At 62.7% G+C, this 16,641-nt stretch carries 12 protein-coding genes and 1 pseudogene; 6 read left to right on the forward strand and 7 right to left on the reverse strand.

What is annotated here, in order from left to right; translation table 11 throughout:
• Positions 1-27: 27 nt before the first annotated feature.
• The 4 genes and pseudogenes from VE092_RS13650 to VE092_RS13665 all read right to left on the reverse strand — a co-directional run bounded on the left by VE092_RS13650 (position 28) and on the right by VE092_RS13665 (position 7,078).
• A pseudogene (locus VE092_RS13650) lies at positions 28-1,161 on the reverse strand (T6SS immunity protein Tli4 family protein).
• The gene (locus VE092_RS13655) at positions 1,161-2,555 is read right to left on the reverse strand and encodes a T6SS immunity protein Tli4 family protein (RefSeq protein WP_324877567.1); all 1,395 of its coding nucleotides are present in this window, start codon (positions 2,553-2,555) and stop codon (positions 1,161-1,163) included. The pseudogene VE092_RS13650 and the gene VE092_RS13655 overlap by 1 nt, the downstream one beginning before the upstream one ends.
• A complete protein-coding gene (locus VE092_RS13660; protein WP_324877569.1) occupies positions 2,552-4,297 on the reverse strand; it encodes an alpha/beta hydrolase in 1,746 nt (581 codons plus the stop codon). Before VE092_RS13660 ends, VE092_RS13655 begins: the two co-directional genes overlap by 4 nt.
• Positions 4,298-4,300: 3 nt before the next feature.
• Positions 4,301-7,078 carry a type VI secretion system Vgr family protein gene (locus VE092_RS13665; RefSeq protein ID WP_324877571.1) on the reverse strand — a complete coding sequence of 926 codons (2,778 nt, stop codon included), beginning with the start codon at positions 7,076-7,078 and terminating at the stop codon, positions 4,301-4,303.
• Positions 7,079-7,454: 376 nt separating this feature from the next.
• Here VE092_RS13665 and VE092_RS13670 point away from each other — a divergent pair, with 376 nt between their 5' ends.
• The gene (locus tag VE092_RS13670; RefSeq protein ID WP_414653491.1) at positions 7,455-9,074 is read left to right on the forward strand and encodes an acyl-CoA synthetase; all 1,620 of its coding nucleotides are present in this window, start codon (positions 7,455-7,457) and stop codon (positions 9,072-9,074) included.
• Positions 9,075-9,097: 23 nt separating this feature from the next.
• On the opposite strand, the gene VE092_RS13675 is transcribed toward VE092_RS13670, so the two are convergent.
• The gene (locus tag VE092_RS13675) at positions 9,098-10,375 is read right to left on the reverse strand and encodes a DUF445 domain-containing protein (protein ID WP_324877575.1); all 1,278 of its coding nucleotides are present in this window, start codon (positions 10,373-10,375) and stop codon (positions 9,098-9,100) included.
• Between the two features lie 262 nt (positions 10,376-10,637).
• Between VE092_RS13675 and VE092_RS13680 the strand changes: the two genes are divergently transcribed.
• The gene (locus VE092_RS13680; protein ID WP_324877577.1) at positions 10,638-10,898 is read left to right on the forward strand and encodes a helix-turn-helix transcriptional regulator; all 261 of its coding nucleotides are present in this window, start codon (positions 10,638-10,640) and stop codon (positions 10,896-10,898) included.
• A gap of 27 nt (positions 10,899-10,925) precedes the next feature.
• Here VE092_RS13680 and VE092_RS13685 read toward each other — a convergent pair whose 3' ends face one another.
• Together VE092_RS13685 and VE092_RS13690 are read right to left on the reverse strand one after the other, a co-directional pair.
• Positions 10,926-12,344, reverse strand: a complete 1,419-nt coding sequence (locus VE092_RS13685) for a heavy metal sensor histidine kinase (RefSeq protein WP_324877579.1) — start codon at positions 12,342-12,344, stop codon at positions 10,926-10,928.
• On the reverse strand, positions 12,341-13,012 hold the full coding sequence (locus VE092_RS13690) for a heavy metal response regulator transcription factor (protein ID WP_006463462.1): 672 nt from the start codon (positions 13,010-13,012) through the stop codon (positions 12,341-12,343). Before VE092_RS13690 ends, VE092_RS13685 begins: the two co-directional genes overlap by 4 nt.
• Positions 13,013-13,241: 229 nt before the next feature.
• On the opposite strand from VE092_RS13690, the gene VE092_RS13695 reads away from it, so the two are divergent.
• The 4 genes from VE092_RS13695 (at position 13,242) to VE092_RS13710 (ending at position 16,621) form a co-directional block, all read left to right on the forward strand.
• Positions 13,242-13,532, forward strand: coding sequence for a DUF4148 domain-containing protein (locus VE092_RS13695; protein WP_324877582.1), 291 nt, complete (start codon positions 13,242-13,244; stop codon positions 13,530-13,532).
• A 48-nt stretch (positions 13,533-13,580) separates the two neighbouring features.
• Complete coding sequence (locus VE092_RS13700) at positions 13,581-14,006, forward strand: cobalt transporter (RefSeq protein ID WP_324877583.1); 426 nt, start codon at positions 13,581-13,583, stop codon at positions 14,004-14,006.
• A 66-nt stretch (positions 14,007-14,072) separates the two neighbouring features.
• A complete protein-coding gene (locus VE092_RS13705) occupies positions 14,073-15,344 on the forward strand; it encodes a TolC family protein (RefSeq protein ID WP_324877585.1) in 1,272 nt (423 codons plus the stop codon).
• A gap of 8 nt (positions 15,345-15,352) precedes the next feature.
• Positions 15,353-16,621, forward strand: a complete 1,269-nt coding sequence (locus VE092_RS13710; RefSeq protein WP_324877587.1) for an efflux RND transporter periplasmic adaptor subunit — start codon at positions 15,353-15,355, stop codon at positions 16,619-16,621.
• Positions 16,622-16,641: the final 20 nt, after the last annotated feature.

Here is a 16,641-nt window from a genome sequence, read left to right on the forward strand (position 1 = left end):
CTTTCGGGCAGGGATTGGAGAGAGTGATCAGGAGGCGGATTCAGCCGGGTGAGCAACGCCGGATTCCGGAGTCTCGGCAGGCTGGGGCATCCCCGCAGGGGGATCGCGGTGAAGCAGCTTTTCGGGGCTTGCGGTGGGGCGCATGCGGAAGCTGTTGAGGACTTCGTCCCAGAGCTTCATGGCTTGCTCATCCGTTAGTTTTGTCTTTTACGGATTGCGGTCTTTGTCGCGGTGACCGGTGGTGAGTTCGATCTTGAGTGCTGGCGTATCCAAGGTACCTTCGCCTTCGGTCTCCCAGATGAAGCTATGGCCGCGCATGCCACCACTGTTCGGCGCCGTTGCCAGATGTTCCTGACCACGGTAGGGGCCGACTTGTCGATTGCCGCTGCGCAAAACCCGTACTGACGTGGCCAGGCGACCCAGAAATTGCAGCACCCCGCCCATGCGTTCCAGCAATGGACGATCGTGCTTACTCATGTGTAGAGGGTAAAACCAGACGGAGACAAACGCGTCAGGATGACCGGCGATGTCGATATCGATGCCAGCCTCTTCCAGCTCCCACTCCGGGCTGGAAATAAAGCCGCCCTCAAAGCAGTAGCCGGGCTCTGCAGGAATTTCCGTATCGAGACGCGGACGAAGATGTGAAAGAGCCTTTTCCATCTTGCTGAGAACAAGTTCTTCCCGACTCATGGTGCCCTCGACCGGCGGGCTGGTTCCTGCTCGCGCTTTCAACACATACTGCGTGCCATCGATCCAACGGTACCCTTCGACTTCGATGAGACCAGCCGACATATCGAATTTCCAGAAGCTTAAAAGACGAGAGTCTGCTGTCGGCGTCCTTGATATGCGCAAGAGGCTTGGGTCCTTCTCGTGCTTTTCCTCTCTGAGCATCTTTTCCTTCTGACTGAGTTCGCGCTGAAAGTCTTCAAACGACTTCCGAGTGGAACGCTGAATTCTGAGATAGTCATACTTGTAGTTTCCTCCACTAAGCTTAGATCCCAAGGGAACGTCGATAAGAAATCGCCCTACGCAGAAAGTGGACACAGAAGGAGCTGGACGGTCGTTCATCAGTTCTGATCGCTGGTCACCACTATCAGCAGCGCAGGTGGTCGCGACCAACACCGCTAGTGAGAAGATCGACCAAGAGAGCGCGCGGCGCATCACGACTTGCTCCTGCCTTGCGTATCTGCATTTTCACCAGCGGAGCCGCTTTCAGAACTGGTGACGTCGGCCCCTTCTTCATAATCGACCAGAGTCCATACGGTCTTGGTCTCATATGTCGGTGGTTTCTTGCGCAAGACCTGCCACAGGTTCGGCGAACCCAGCAGGACAACGGAGGGCATCGTCTCGCCAGCCTTGAAGAAGCTCCGACGACCGCCCGCAACATTGCCCGTGTCAACGCAACGCCACCAGCCGGTCTGCGGACAGATGCTGCCGGTCCCGGCGAGCTCGCCGAGAGGACGCAAGGGGGAGGATGGAGGATTGTTCTGGCTGGTTTTCTGCGGGTCCGTGGTGGGACGCACGCGGAAGCTGTTGAGGACTTCGTCCCAGAGCTTCATGGCTTGCTCATCCGTCAATTTTGTCTTTTGCGGGTTGCCATCTTTGTCTCGATGACCGGTAGTGAGTTCGATCTTGAGTGCTGGCGTATCAAGCGTCCCTTCGCCTTCGGTTTCCCAGATAAAGCTGTGACCGCGCATGCCGCCGCTGTTGGGTGCCGTTGCCAGATGTTCCTGGCCACGGTAGGGGCCGACTTGGCGATCGCCACTGCGCAGGACCCGTACCGACGTGGCCAAGCGACCCAGAAATTGCAGCACACCGCCCATGCGTTCCAACAGTGGACGGTCGTGCTTGCGCATGGGCAGAGGGTAGAACCAGACGGAGACAAACGCGTCGGGATGACCCGCTATGTCGATATCGATACCTGCCTCTTCACTCTCCCACTCGGGACTAGCAATGAAGCCACCCTCAAAACAGTAGCCAGGTTCTGTCGGGATTTCGCTATCGAGGCGCGGCCGAAGATGCATTAGCGCCTTTTCCATCTTGCCGAGAACAAGTTCTTCCCGGCTCATGGTTCCCTCTACCGGTGGGCTGGTTCCGGCTTGTGCCTTCAAAAAATACTGCGTGCCATCGATCCATCGGTATCCTTCGACTTCGATGAGACCTCTAGCTCTTCCAAATTTCCAGAATGAAAGCACACGCGATGCTGCATCCGGTGTCCGAGATGTTCGCAACAAGCTCGGATCCTGATCATGCTTTTGAGCTAAAAGTTTCTTTTCCTTCTGACTGAGTTCGCGCTGAAAGTCCTCGAACGACATCTGCACCAGGCGCTCAATCTGGAGGTAATCGTACTTGTAATCTGCTCCGCTAAGCTTAGATCCCTCCGGCACATCAATGAGAAATCGACCAACACAGAAGGTAGATATGGAAGGAGCTGGGGAGTTATTGGGTTGCGTGTTCATAAGTTTTGTTCGCTGGTCGCCGCTGTCAGCAGCACAATTCGCCGCGACAAACAACACGAAAGAAAATATCAGACGGAAAAGAGCTGACCGTTTCATGTCTTCTCCAATAGACTCTTCACAGAAGGAGAGTTGGCCACCATGCTGATGATGGAATACAAAGTGACCGCTTGTGAGATCGCGGCGTTATAAGAGAACTGATGCTCGTAGCTATCGTGCATTTTCGATTTCCCCTCGTGCTTGAATATCTGTATCGAATGTGTCTTAGGCGCCGCGCCCGATTCGGCAGGAACCGTACCATCACCAGGGCCAGTGCCATCCTGGATACTGAAGCTCACCCGGTATTTGTGGGCGAAGGAAAGCTCCACCGTTCCATTCAGGTCATCTAGCTCCAACACCGCCGATTCCGGCTTACTTGGCGTAGACTGGGTGCTTTTCCATAGCACTTCGTTCCATGAAGGCTTTTCTGGATCGGCGGCGTAATAGGCATACGTCGTAGGGTGGTACTTATTCAGGATCATTTGATGCAATTCCATCGCTATCAGCATGTTATCGACGTATTTATCGAAGTCGCCTTTGTCAGGAACAGACGAAGGCGCCAGCTTGCCCTCTTTCATCGCTTTCTCTCGATCCTCCCTCCCCGCCGGATCAATCAAATCCTCCCTCACCAACTTCCACCAGTCCGCCGTATTGTTGAGATAGATGTTCGCGTAGGGATCCCCCTCGCCCAGAAAGCTCTGCATCTCCTCCTGCACCCCGCGTAGCCCCATCCCCACGTAACTGACGCGCAGCCAATGCCGCTCACCACTGTTGGTCCAGGTCCGGTATTGATCTGTGGGCAGCAATTCCAGCGGACCTGCTGCGTTGGCCATTACTGCGGTGCACTCGGCGCCGTTACGCCCCAGAATCACCTGCGCTACCCCCTCAAACCCTGCGCGTATGCGCTTGTATGTGGCTGGTGCCCCCAGGGCGGGCATGACACCGTGCAGCACCCCCAGGATGCGCTGGTCCATTCCCGGCAATTGCGCACAGGCACGGGCCACCAGGCCGCCCATGCTGTGCGTGATCAGGATCACCTGCTCGCATGCTTTTCCCTTGCTGCGGTAATAGGCGGTGATGCGTTCGATCTCGGCGGCCAGTCGCTCGGCGGAGATCTTGTTGCTCTGCAACCAGTTGTACCCGACCGCATGTACCGGGTAGAGCAGTTCGGCAGCGTCGCGCAACTGTTGCTCCTGCAGGGGAACGAAGGGCTTTTGCGCACCTAGCTTGGTGGCGTCCTGGCGGTTCATCACCAGTTCCTGCCAATGTGGAGTGAGTGTCTGCCCCTGGCTGGTCGGATCGAAGATCGTCGCCATGCTCTTCTCAAGAAACGCCAGGATCTTTTCGTAGCTGTCGCCGTGTAGTTGGCCCCAGCCACGCCATCGCGCGCGCTCGGCATCGGTCTTGCCGGGCGCAATCGCCAGCAAACTTTTGCAGACGTCGTCGGGATAGGCCGGCCCCTCGTCATCGACCTCTGTTTTATCGGGATTGAGCAGGCGCTGCCTGTCCGCTGCAGTTCGAACGAGCGACCTGAGCAGAAGAAGGACAGCATCCCATTTACCTTCAGGCGGAAACCACGCCGCCCCTTTATCACGGCCCTTGACCTTGAGCCGCGTCCCCATGATCCCCGGCACGAAGACGATGGGCAGCACCGCATCCGGCGAGGTGAGGCACAGGGCGCGTACCTTCATGCTCTTGCCGGTCAGGACCGACTGCGCCACATCATTGCCCTGATCGTCCCAGCTGGTGCCGACCAGGCGGGTGGGTTCCGGGCTGTTTGCTTGCTTCACTGTCTGATTCATTGCCTACTCCTTCAGTAGATGCAGCCGGGCGATGCGCAAGGCCATGTCCTGGCTCAGCTCGGTGCGGCCCTGCTCGTCGGTGATGCCTTCCATGGCGCTGCCATCGTCAAGTTCGATGCGGTAGCGTTGGTGCGCATGGGGTCGCCCGCTGCCGCGCCGGGCCAATATGAAGCGCTCGTCAGTCGGCACATTGCTGACCGGCAGGGTGATCTCTGGAACGTGCGCGTCTGCACCGCCCAGGTGATGGAAATCGGCCGAGCGGATGACGTGGTCACCGCTGCTCTGCTGGGTGATCGCGCCGCCGCCGAGATCAATCTGCGCGCCCTGTGCAACGAAGCGCAGGCGCGGTGCCTGCAGCACGATTTCTTCTGCGGCGGTGAGAACGATGCGTTTGGCAGAGGTGGCTTCGATGTTGTCGGCATCTGTCTGCAGTTCCAGCTTGCCGCTGGCGGCGACCAGCTTGATCCCCAATCGATGGGCGAACAGGCTGATGCTTTCGGCCACGCGAGCCAGCAGCTTCTTGCCCACTGAAAGCTGGGTGTTGCCCACGCTGATCATGTCGATCTGGGTCTGTGCGCCGATGGCGATACTGTCATCGCTGCTGATGGCAACACCGGCCGGAGCGGTCACGGCGACCAGGGGGCGGTGGCCATCATTGCCCTGTGCATCGGTATTGCTGCCCGCCTCCCAGCGCTCGAGATGCTCCTGCAGCTGCGCCAGGGCACGGCCCTCGGTGGCGCCGGCGCGATGGATTTGCGCCAGTGCGGCCAGTTGCTGTTGTACATCCTGCAGTACCCCCATCAGCCCCAGCAGCTCGTGCCGGTCCAGCTGACTTCCGCCGGCAGCGGGCCGCGCTGCCGCGCTGATCAGCACACCCTGCCCGCCGCGCAGGGCCAGCGCCTGATCGCTGCGCAGTTCCGCGCCTTCGCCCCGGGCATCGCCAGCGCCGCGCTCGCGGGGATGCGTGAGCCAGCCCAGATTCAGTTCGCTGTAGCCATGCTGGGAGGAGAGCTGCGCGCTGATCTGGCCCGGGGTGTCATCCAGCCGCAGCTGGTTGTAACGTTGACCGCTGATCTCCTTGCTCTTGATGCCGGCCAGGAAGCGATTGCCTGGCAGTGCTCCGATGTGACTGAAACTGGGGGGCAGGGCAGTTGCGCCATACACGCGGCCAATGATGATGGGCTTGTCGGGATCGCCGCCAAGGAAGGCGACGATCACTTCATCGCCCACCCGTGGCAAACTGATCGCTCCCCACTGACTGCCGGCCCAGGTGCTGGCCACGCGGACCCAGGCCGAATCGCGTTCGCTGTCGCTGGCGCCGGCGCCACGGGCCCGTTCGTGATCCTCGATCCGGGTGCCGGGAAAGCGCAGCTTGACCCGGCCCAGTGCGTCGCAATACACCTCCTCGCCGCGCGGGCCGACCACATGTGCATTCTGCAGGCGCGGCGTGGGTATATCGCGCCGCGGATCGAAGGCTGGTACCACTGGCGTACCACGCCGTACACAGGAAAAGCGGTTGAGATAACGACCACCTGCCCGGTCACTGTCGCAACGCCATGTCTGGGCGTCGAAGTGATCCGGTGTCTTCCACCGGTTCCGTACCGCCAGGGCCTGTGCATGAGGTGCCAGGCTGTGCGGCAGATTGTTCTCGGCATCAATGTCCAGACTGGTGAGGATGAACTCGCGCTCGTGGGCCGGATGGCGTTCCAGGTGTGGATGGTCTTGCAGGGTGATCCACTCGCCCACGCGCAGCGCACGGATGTCAGAACGGGCATGGAAGCACTTGGACTCGTACGCATGGCGCTGCATGCGCAATTGACCCAGTTGACGATAGTCCTCGAGGTCGTCGCCGGTGTGCGGAGCGTCGATCAGGTAGTCATCCACACAGTCGGCGAAGCGATTGCCGAGCACACCCTGGTCCGCGCGCGTCGTCGCATGGCTGCGCATGGCGCCACCCTGAACATGGTCCCAGCACTGGCGGCTGACACTGCCGGGCCGCAAGGTCCGCACGGCGCTCCAGTGGCTTACACTGTCCTGCTCGCCAGGCGCATGGTGGCGGTGGTAGCGAACGGCGCCGGCCGCGTTGGGTGGCAACTGGAAGGCGTCGTTGAACAGGACCAGCGTATGCGTGGGCCGGCTGCCATGACTGGACAGCGCTGGCTGGCCCGGCCGGATGAACCAGCCGATACCGCGGCGCTTCCACAACCGCCGCAGGAAATCGGCGTCGGACTCGTTGTGCTGCATGGTGAATTCACGCGCCGGACAGCCCTCGGCCAGCAAGGACCAGTCCACATCGAAGCACGATGCCAGCACCGGATTGATGCTGCGCCACTCCGAGAGCAGCATCTCGGTGACATCCAGCTCGCTGGCATGCAGGAATACCCGGGTATTGGTGCGCTGGCCCATCAGTGCCAATGCATCGCGCAGGACCAGACGATAGCTGGCATAACCATCCACGACTTCTCCTGCGCTGGCTTCGGCGATGAGCCCGCATACCCGGCGCACCTCGCTGCGGTCGGTCACGAAGCCGATCTCGGCCGGCAGGGCCATGAAGTCCTTCAATGGCAGATCGACACAGGGCGAGATACACAGCAGGCGATATTCCAGCGCGCCACAGATCTCCTCATGGCCTGAGACGTGCGTGACCAGCAGGACATCTTCCAGGTGCGGCAGACCGGCCGGCTCGTCATCACTCCGCGGTGGTTGCAGCAACTTCAGTCGGATGCCGCGATTGGCATCGCTGAAGCCAGGAAACAGATCCGTCAGACGATGGGAAAGCATGCCAGGCTCCTCATTGCAGATCCGTGCGGAGTTGCGCTGCCTCCGGACGGTGAAGCGGATAGGGAATTGAGAGCGCTGTCGAAGGTGATCGACGATGAGGCGGCTATGCTAGCGGCGCGGAAGCAGCCTTCGGCTGCGAAGAGGCCTGTTACAGCGTATTTTCGTTAGAATTCGACAGGTCTCATGGCCGCGCGGGCAGACGACCATGGAACGTCCGCACATCGCGCGATGTTTTTGTGAGAACGCTATGATAGGCAATCGCATGTGGCCTTGCCCCATGCCACAGAGGCGGCGCCCACGCAGACGCTGCCCACCGGACCACCCGACATCCCGAAGGAGACCCGACGTGCCCCCCTATATCCCGCCACGCACTGCGATCACCGCCGCGCATTATCGCCAGGACGCCCCCCAGCACGACCCTTGGCAGATTCCGGAATGGTTCAACATCGGTATCGCCGCCTGCGACCGCTGGGCCGATGGCAGCGGCCGCCCCGCCATCATCAGCGAGGAGGCCGACGGCAGCGTCAGCACCTGGACCTTCGATCAACTCAAGACCCTCAGCGACCAGTTCGCACAGGCCCTGACCGAGGCCGGCATCGGGCGCGGGGATCGGATCGGCATCTATCTCTCGCAACGTATCGAGACGGTGATCACCCACATCGCGGCCTACAAGCTGGGGGCGATCACGGTGCCGCTGTTCTATCTGTTCGGGCCGGAGGCGATTGCCTATCGGCTCAACGACAGCGAGGCTGCCGCACTGGTGACCGACGGCGGCGGCATGGACAAGGTCCACCTGGCCGGTGAGCTGCCGGCGCTGAAGGTGGTGTTCTGCGTGGAGCAGTCCGATATCGTGCTGCCGCAGACCACCGATTTCTGGGACCGCCTGCACGCGGCGGCGCCGCTGCCGCAGGCGGTGGCCACACGGGCCGACGATCCGGCCATGATCATCTATACCTCCGGCACCACCGGCAAGGCCAAGGGCGCGCTGCACGCGCACCGTGTGCTGCTGGGGCACCTGCCGGGCGTGGAGGTCTCGCACGACAGCTTCCCGCAGCCGGGCGACCGCTTCTGGACGCCGGCCGACTGGGCCTGGATCGGCGGGCTGCTGGACGTGCTGCTGCCGTCGCTGTATCACGGCGTGGCCGTGGTGGCGCGGCGCCTGGAGAAGTTCGATGCCCAGGCCGTGTTCGGACTGCTGGCGCGGCATGACGTCCGCAATGTGTTCTTCCCGCCGACGGCGCTGAAGATGCTGCGCGGTACACCCGCCCCCCGCGAACAGTGGCATTTCACGCTGCGCAGCGTGGCCAGCGGTGGCGAGACACTGGGCGATGACCTGATCGCCTGGGGACGCGAGGCACTGGGCGTGACCATCAACGAGTTCTATGGTCAGACCGAGTGCAATCTGGTGGTGTCGTCTTCATCCCGGCTCTATCCCAGCGCGTCGGGCAGCATGGGCCGTGCCGTGCCGGGACATGATGTGCAAGTCGTCGATGAAGAAGGTCGCATCGTGCCGCGCGGAAGTGTCGGCAATATCGCCATCCGCGCGCCGGACCCGGTGATGTTCCTGGGCTACTGGCGCAACGAGGAAGCCACCCGCGATAAATTCGCCGGAGCCTTCCTGCTCACCGGCGACCTCGGCAATATGGATGAGCAGGGCTATATCCGCTACCTGGGACGCAACGACGATGTCATCACCAGCGCCGGCTATCGCATCGGGCCGGCACCGATCGAGGAATGCCTGATGCGCCATCCGGCGGTACGCATCGCGGCCGTGGTGGGCGTCAAGGATGAGGTGCGGACCGAGGTGGTGAAGGCCTTCGTGGTGCTCAGGGAAGGGCATGCGCCGGGCCAGGCGCTGGTGGCGGAACTGCAGCAGCACGTCCGCGCGCAACTGGCGGCGCATGAATATCCGCGCCTGATCGCCTTCGTCGATGCCTTGCCGACCACCGCCACCGGCAAGATCATGCGCAAGACGCTCAAGGAGATGGACCCGTAGTCTGCTTCAATGCGGCATGATCCTCATGCTCCATGTGCCAGCCACTGCATCAGCCATGACAGGCCGAACAGCAGCGCGCCGATCAGACCGCCCACCACGGTGCCGTTGATGCGGATGTATTGCAGGTCGCGTCCGATATTGAGTTCGATCTGGCGCGACAGCTCGGCGCTGTCCCATTGCTTGATGGTGTCGCTGATGTGGCGCGTGAGCAGTTGCGCCAGCTCCGGGCTGAGGCTGGTCATGGCCAGTTCCAGATGTTCATTGAGCGAGGCGCGCAGGGCTGCATCCTCCTGCAGGGCGCGACCTATCCACTGCGTGGCGGCGGCTGCCTGCGCGTGCAGGGCGGAATCGGGGCGTGACAGGTCTTGCCGCAGCCAGGTCCGCAAGCTGTCCCACAGGCTGCCGACATAGGCGTTGACGGCTTCCCCCTGCAGAATCTCCTGCTTGATCTGCTCGGCGCGTGCGCGCAGGGCAGCGTCCTGCTTGAGGCGGACGATGAAGCTCTCCAGTTGCCGATCGAAAGCCTGACGCAGCGAATGCTGCGGGTCGTCGGCAATGCCGCTCAAGAGCTTGTCGAGGATATCGGCCACCGTCGCCGCCGATTTTTCGCCGATCCAGTTCGACGGCAGCAGCTTTTCGATCTTCGGATATTCACGCTGCAACCACTCCACCATGCGCTCGGCAATGAAGGCGCGGGTCTGTTCGCGATTGAGCAGCTCGGCCAGCGTCACGATGGCACGGTCCAGCAACTGCTGGTGGCGACCGTCGAGGGTCAAGGTATCGAGAATGCTGGCCAGCGAGCGCGAGAGATCCAGCTTGCCCAGCGCCGCATGCAGGGCATCGCGCACGAAGGCCTGGATACGGCGGTCATCGGTGAGGGTCAGCAGCGCCGCCACTGCCTGCGCCATGTAGCCGCCCAGGCGCGCTGCATTGGCGGGAGCGGCCATCCAGGCCGACAGGCGCTGCGCCGGATCATGCCGGCGTACCAGCGCGGCCAGCGATTGCGGACTCAGGAACTTCTCTTCCACGAATACCGCCAGATTGTCGGCGATGCGCTCCTTGTTGCGCGGGATGATGGCCGTATGACGCGCCAGGAAGGGCAGCGGCACATGCCGGAACAGGGCGCTGACCGCGAACCAGTCTGCCAGTGCGCCGACCATGGCGGCTTCGGCCATGGCACGCAGCAGGCCACTCCATGTCGAGGGCGGTGCCAGGGAGGCGCCGACGAACAGCAACACAGCGGCCAGCAGACAGCTCAGGGCCAGTCGTTTGGAGCGACGCAAGGCTTGATGTTTGTCCATGGCAGTGAAAGTGGGCGGTATGAGCGTCCTTTTGCTCGCGGGATGAGACGAAGAGCCGTAATCAACATAGAAAGTTCTGAAATTTTCGAAGAAAAACTAGAGCTTTTTCGACGAAAAGCCCATCCAAACTACGATGTGAATCTCGTTATTTTTCGATTATTTCACGACAGATTCGAGGGTATAAGTGTTTGTCACGGATAGTTTGTGCGTTTGTAATTGTAGCTAATCGACCGTCACCCCTAGCCGCCTGATCCTTGCGCACATGAAAAATACAGAGACTCCACCAAGCGCCCGCATCATCTTCGGACAAAATGTTCGCAGGGTTCGCCGGCTGAAAGAGATGTCACAAGAAGAACTGGCATTCCGCGCTGACATCAGTCGCACCTACCTGAGCGAGGTCGAACGCGGGGATCGCAATATCTCCGTGGACAATATGGAAGCCCTCGCCATTGCCCTGGAGATGGAATTGCCCGACCTGATGCGGCTGACCTTGCTGACGCTGCCCAGCGAAGATTCCCGTTGACACCAGAGCCGGCCCTGGCCTCCAGCGTCAGGTCCGGCCCGAGGATTTCACTTGCGTCCCGGGAAAACGCAGAGTGAATATCGTAAGCCGGCCCGGCGCGCTGCGTACGCCCGCCTCGCCACCATGCAATGCCATGATGGACCGGACGATCGCCAGGCCCAGCCCGCTGGAACCGCTGGCGCTGCTGCGCGAGGGATCGGCGCGATAGAAGCGGTCAAAGATGCGCTCCAGCAGGTCCGGCGCGATCCCCGGCCCGGGGTTGCTCACGCTGATGACTGCCCCCTCATCCCCGGCGACAGCCTCCAGCTCGATGGCGCCCTCTGCCGGGGTGTAGCGGATGGCATTGGCCACCAGATTGCCGACGGCGCGGCGCAACAGCATCATGTCGGCCTGGATGCGACCGCTGCCGCTGACCACGATGCGCACCTGCGCTTCCTCGGCGATACCCTCGAAATATTCGGCGATGCGGTTCAGCTCCTGCGCCAGGTCCAGATCCTGGATCTGCAGCACCACGTGCGCGTTCTCGGCGCGCGCCAGGAACAGCATGCTCTCCATCATGCGCGACAGGCGCTCGTACTCCTCGATGTTGGAACTGAGCAGGGCCTGGTATTCATCGATGCCACGCGGCTTGCCCAGCGCCACCTGGGTCTGCACCATCAGGTTGTTGAGGGGGGTGCGCACATCATGCGCGAGGTCGGCGGAGAACTGGCTCAGTTGCTGAAAGCTGCGATGCAGCCGGTCCAGCATCTCGTTGAAGGATTGCACGATCTCGTGCAGTTCGCGCGGCGCGGCCTGCAGGTCGAGACGGGTATCGAGACGATTGGCGGAAATGGCCCGGGTCTGCACGGCCATCGTACGCAGTGGGCGCAGGCCGCTGCGTACCAGGAAATAGCTCAGCAGCGTAGCCAGCACCGTGCCGATGCTGGCCGCCCACCACACATCGGAACGATAATCGGCCAGCAGCAGCATGCGATCCGAAGCCGTACGCACCACCAGCACCAGCGCCTGCTCGCCCGACCGCGTGACCGGCTTGCTGGCGATATAGCGCGCGCGCAGGTCGCCCAGGCGCAGCGACTGGATGCTGTCCCACTCGCGGATGGCGATATGCGCCAGGTCCAGCTCCGGCGCGCCGCCGGCGGGATCGTGGCTTTCCATGAGCGTACTGCCGTCGGCGCGGGCGATGCGCACCAGCAGCTGATCGTGACCGGAGAGGGTATCGAGTACCAGATGACGGCGCGCCAGGATGTCGTCCAGCGAAGCCGCATGTTCGACCAGATGATTGATGGAGCGGCACTTGCCGGCCAGTTCCTCGTCGTCGCGCCGCTCCAGCTGCACATGCAGCGAATGCGAGAGATAGCTGCCCACCGCCGTGAAAATGAGCAAGGCCAGCAGCCCGAACAGCACCACCAGCCGCAGGCTCATCGAGGCCGGTGCGCGCTGGCTCACTGGCGCGCCTCGAAGACGTAGCCCATGCCCCAGACGGTGTGCAGCAGCTTCTTGTCGAAACCGTCATCGAGCTTGGCACGCAGGCGGCGCACGGCGACGTCAACCACATTGGTATCGCTGTCGAAATTCATGTCCCACACCTGGGAGGCGATCTGCGGGCGCGACAACACTTCGCCCGGCCGCCGGATCAGCATGTGCAGCAGCGCAAATTCCTTGGCGGTGAGGTCGATGCGCTGGCCGGCCCGCGTCACCTTGCGCCTGACCACATCGACCACGACATCGTCGTAATCAATGACATCGGCCTCGCGGCTGGGGCCACGGCGCAGCAGGGTGCGTACCCGCGCCAGCAGTTCGGTGAAGGCAAAGGGCTTGACCAGATAATCGTCGGCGCCCAGCTCCAGGCCCTTGACGCGGTCTTCCACCTCGTCGCGCGCGGTCAGGAACAGGACCGGTGTATCGTGGCTGCGCCGCAGTTCGCGCAGGATGTCCCAGCCGTTCATGCCGGGCAGCATCACATCCAGGATGATCAGCTTGTAGTCCAGCGTGCGCGCATGGTGCAGGCCATCCACGCCGGTCTGCACCCAGTCCACGACAAAGCCGGACTCGGTCAGCCCGCGCTGCAGATAGTCACCGGATTTGGGCTCGTCTTCCACCAACAAGATATGCATGATCGGATTCCTGACGGATAAGCCGGTATTGTGAACCAGCCCCGTCGGGCATTCATTACAAATCTGTAATGACTGGGCAATCTTTCTGAGCGGACCGGCTCCTTAGAATCCATTCCAACGATACGCCAGACACCACTGGTCATCGCGTCGGCCCTGGCCGATGCACGCCACCCATCCGGGCCGGCATCGAACAGGGCCTTGTGGAACCACTTCTCAAAGGAGCTTCATCATGAAAATCTCGCATCTCGTCATCGGCACCCTGGTCAGCGCTTTCTCCCTGTCGGCCTTCGCCCAGTCCACCGTCCCCACCGAAGCAGCCCGCGACCAGGCCAACCTGTCGGCCCGCAACAACTATCCGGTGGTGCAATACCAAGGCACCAAGACCCGCGCCGACGTGGTTGCCGAACTGAAGGCGGCCGAACTCGGCCAGCCGATGCAGACCGCCGGCGCCAAGCCCTCCCTGCAGGACAGCAGCACTCAGAACCAGGCCCTGGACTCGTCCCTCTACAACGGGGCATAATCGGCGCCGGTCGTTGCCGTAGTGACACGACGACTGCGGAAGCACATCGTGGCTACCCGCCTGTTCCGGGCCGGTAGCCAAACCCACGTCTCCTTCATGCGTGCATTGATTCTTTTCCTGGCCTTGTTGTTGCCGTTGCAGCTCTCGTGGGCAGCGGTGGCCAGCTATTGCCAGCCAGAAAAGGAAAGCCACGGTGCCGCGCCCACCGGCCATCCCGGCCACCACGAACATGCCGTTGCACCAGCAGGCGACGAAGCCTCCCCCGACGGCCGCGGCAACGCGGGGCAGGGGGGCGACGCCGATGCGGCCTGCGCGGTCTGCCAGCTGTCCTGCATGAAATCGATGCAGTGGCAGGGCGCGCCGATGGCTGAACAGACCGGCAGCACGCTTGAGGTTTTCAGCACCATCGCCCCCCATCCCAACTCCCACATCGCCGACGGGCCGGACAAGCCCAACTGGCCGCTCGCCGCCTAGCCCGGCGAGCACGCTTCCCTTCATTCTGCACTCGCCGGATTCCCCTTTTCACCACTGGAGAATTCGATGTACCGGCATATCCCCATGCTGGCGCTTGCCCTGCTCGCGCCGGCCCTGGCCGTGGCCCAAGCCACGCCGCCAGTTGCTGTCCCGTTTTCGGCACCATCCACCGACGCGGCGCCCGTCCTCACCCTGGCCGCCGCACTGGACCTGGCGACCTCCCACAACAAGGCCTTGTCGGCCGCCCGCCTGGAAATCGAAGCCGTCGAAGGCAGCCTGATGCAAGCCGGCGCGCGCCCCAATCCGGAGTTTTCCGCGCTGATGGAAGACACCCGCAAGGCCAGCCGCACCACCACCTACCAGATCAACCAGCCCATCGAACTGGGTGGCAAGCGCAGCGCCCGCATCGAAGCGGCACAGCGCCAGCTGGACATGGCCAGACTGGAGTACGCCAGCCTGCGCCAGCAGATGCGCAGCCGCGTCACCAGCGCCTATCACGATGCCCTGCTGGCCGGTGAGCGCCAGCGCCTGGCGGCCGAACTGGTGCAGCTGGCGCAGACCGCTGCCGACATGACGGCGCGGCGCGTGCAGGCCGGCAAGGTCTCGCCGGTAGAGCAGACCAAGGCACAACTGGCGCTCTCCACGGCCCAACTGGAACGCCAGCAGGCAGAGAGTGACGCCACCCTCGCCCGCGGCCAGCTGGCCAGCCTGTGGAACGCCCGGCAGACCGACTTCGTGCTGGCCGATACCGCGCTTGAGACCCTGCCGCCACTGCCGGCCATCGCCGACCTCACCGCACGCGTGGGCAACGGGCCGGCGGTGCAGCTGGCGCGGCTGGAGGTGGAACGGCGCGCCGCGCTGGCGCGCATCGAAAGCAGCAAGCGGGTTCCCGACCTGACGCTCTCATTAGGCAACAAGCGCGACGAAGAGGCCGCACGCAACATGTGGGTAGTCGGCTTCTCGCTGCCCATCCCGGTATTGGACAGCAATCGCGGCAATGAACTGGAAGCCATCAAGCGCACCGACAAGGCGCGTGACGAACTGGCCCTGGTCGAACTGCAGATGCAGAACGACGCCGCGCAATCCTACGAGCGCCTGCGCAATGCACGGGCCGAAGCACTGGCATTGCGCCAGGACATCGTCCCCGGCGCACAGAGCGCCTATCTGGCCGCGCGCACCGGCTTCACGCTGGGCAAGTTCGGCTTCCTCGATGTGCTGGATGCGCAGCGCACCTACTTCCAGGCCAGGGCGCAGTACTGGAAAGCCCTGTCGACCGCCTTCCAGGCCGCCGCCGAACTCGATCGCCTGGCCGGCGACGCCACCCTCAACCTGCAATGAGAACCACCATGACCAGCAAACAGAAACTCGCCATCGCCGCGATCATCGCCATTACCGCGCTGCTGTGCGGATGGACCCTGATGAAGGGCCAGGGCGGCACCGAAGCCACCTCTACGCATCAGGAAGAGGGCGCCCACAAGGAGGACGAGCATCAGGAAAAAACCGGGGCCGACGGCAAGCCAGCCCATGACAACCACGGAGCCCATCAAGACCACGACGAGGACAAGGAAGGACATGGTGAGGAAGAAGGCAAGATCGCCCTCAGCCAGGAACAGATCAATGCCGCCGGCGTCGCCCTGAAGCAGGTCGGCGCAGCGCGCATCGAAAGCGGCCTGCAACTGCCGGGCGAGATTCGCTTCAACGAAGACCGTACCGCGCATGTGGTGCCGCAGGTCGCCGGCGTGGTCGAATCGGTCTCGGCCACGCTGGGCCAGAAGGTGCGCAAGGGCCAGGTACTGGCCGTCATCAGCAGCAGCGCCGTCTCCGAGCAGCGTTCCGAACTGCTCAACGCCGAACAGCGCCTGAGCCTGGCACGCAGCACCTGGCAACGCGAGAAACAGTTGTGGGAGCAGAAGATCTCGGCCGAACAGGATTACCAGCAGGCGCAACTGTCGCTGCAGGAAGCCGAGGTCGCCGTGCGCAATGCACGCCAGAAGCTGCGCGCCATCGGTGTCACCGGAACCGGTAGCGGCGCCCTCAGCCGGCACGAAATCCGCGCTCCCTTCGACGGCACCGTGGTCGAGAAGCACCTCGGCCTGGGCGAGGCCGTGCGCGAAGATGCCAACGCCTTCATCATCGCCGACCTCTCCAGCGTATGGGCCGAGATCATCGTCTCGCCCAGGGACTTGCAGCAGGTCCGCGTGGGCAGCTCCGCCGTGGTGCGCGCCACCGCCTTCGAGGCGAACGCTACCGGCCGCATCTCCTTTGTCGGGGCGCTGATCGGGGAGCAGACCCGTACCGCCAAGGCCCATGTGGTCTTGCCCAATCCGCAGGAGAGCTGGCGCCCGGGTCTGTTCGTCACCGTCGACGTGATGACCGAGGCCAGCGAGGTAGCACTGGCCGTGGATGCAGAAGCGATACAGACGGTGGACAACAAGAGCGTGGTCTTCGTGCGGGTGGACGATGGCTTCAAGGTGCAGGAAGTACGCACCGGGCGCAGCGACGGCAAGTCGGTGGAAATCCTCTCCGGCCTGCAAGCCGGGCAGCAGTACGCCGCCAGCGGCAGCTTTGCCATCAAGGCCGAGCTGGGCAAGGGCGTGGCCGAGCATAGCCATTGACGTGGATCGCGACCATCGCA

The organism is Herbaspirillum sp. (assembly GCF_035644555.1).
In the GTDB taxonomy this organism is placed as follows: domain Bacteria; phylum Pseudomonadota; class Gammaproteobacteria; order Burkholderiales; family Burkholderiaceae_D; genus Herbaspirillum.

Excerpts from the sequence above, each read along its gene's own strand:
- VE092_RS13710 (WP_324877587.1), top strand. The coding sequence starts at position 15,353 with ATGACCAGCAAACAGAAACTCGCCATCGCCGCGATCATCGCCATTACC.
- VE092_RS13655 (WP_324877567.1), bottom strand. The coding sequence starts at position 2,555 with ATGAAACGGTCAGCTCTTTTCCGTCTGATATTTTCTTTCGTGTTGTTT.
- VE092_RS13705 (WP_324877585.1), top strand. The coding sequence starts at position 14,073 with ATGTACCGGCATATCCCCATGCTGGCGCTTGCCCTGCTCGCGCCGGCC.
- VE092_RS13665 (WP_324877571.1), bottom strand. The coding sequence starts at position 7,078 with ATGCTTTCCCATCGTCTGACGGATCTGTTTCCTGGCTTCAGCGATGCC.
- VE092_RS13690 (WP_006463462.1), bottom strand. The coding sequence starts at position 13,012 with ATGCATATCTTGTTGGTGGAAGACGAGCCCAAATCCGGTGACTATCTG.
- VE092_RS13675 (WP_324877575.1), bottom strand. The coding sequence starts at position 10,375 with ATGGACAAACATCAAGCCTTGCGTCGCTCCAAACGACTGGCCCTGAGC.
- VE092_RS13660 (WP_324877569.1), bottom strand. The coding sequence starts at position 4,297 with ATGAATCAGACAGTGAAGCAAGCAAACAGCCCGGAACCCACCCGCCTG.
- VE092_RS13695 (WP_324877582.1), top strand. The coding sequence starts at position 13,242 with ATGAAAATCTCGCATCTCGTCATCGGCACCCTGGTCAGCGCTTTCTCC.
- VE092_RS13680 (WP_324877577.1), top strand. The coding sequence starts at position 10,638 with ATGAAAAATACAGAGACTCCACCAAGCGCCCGCATCATCTTCGGACAA.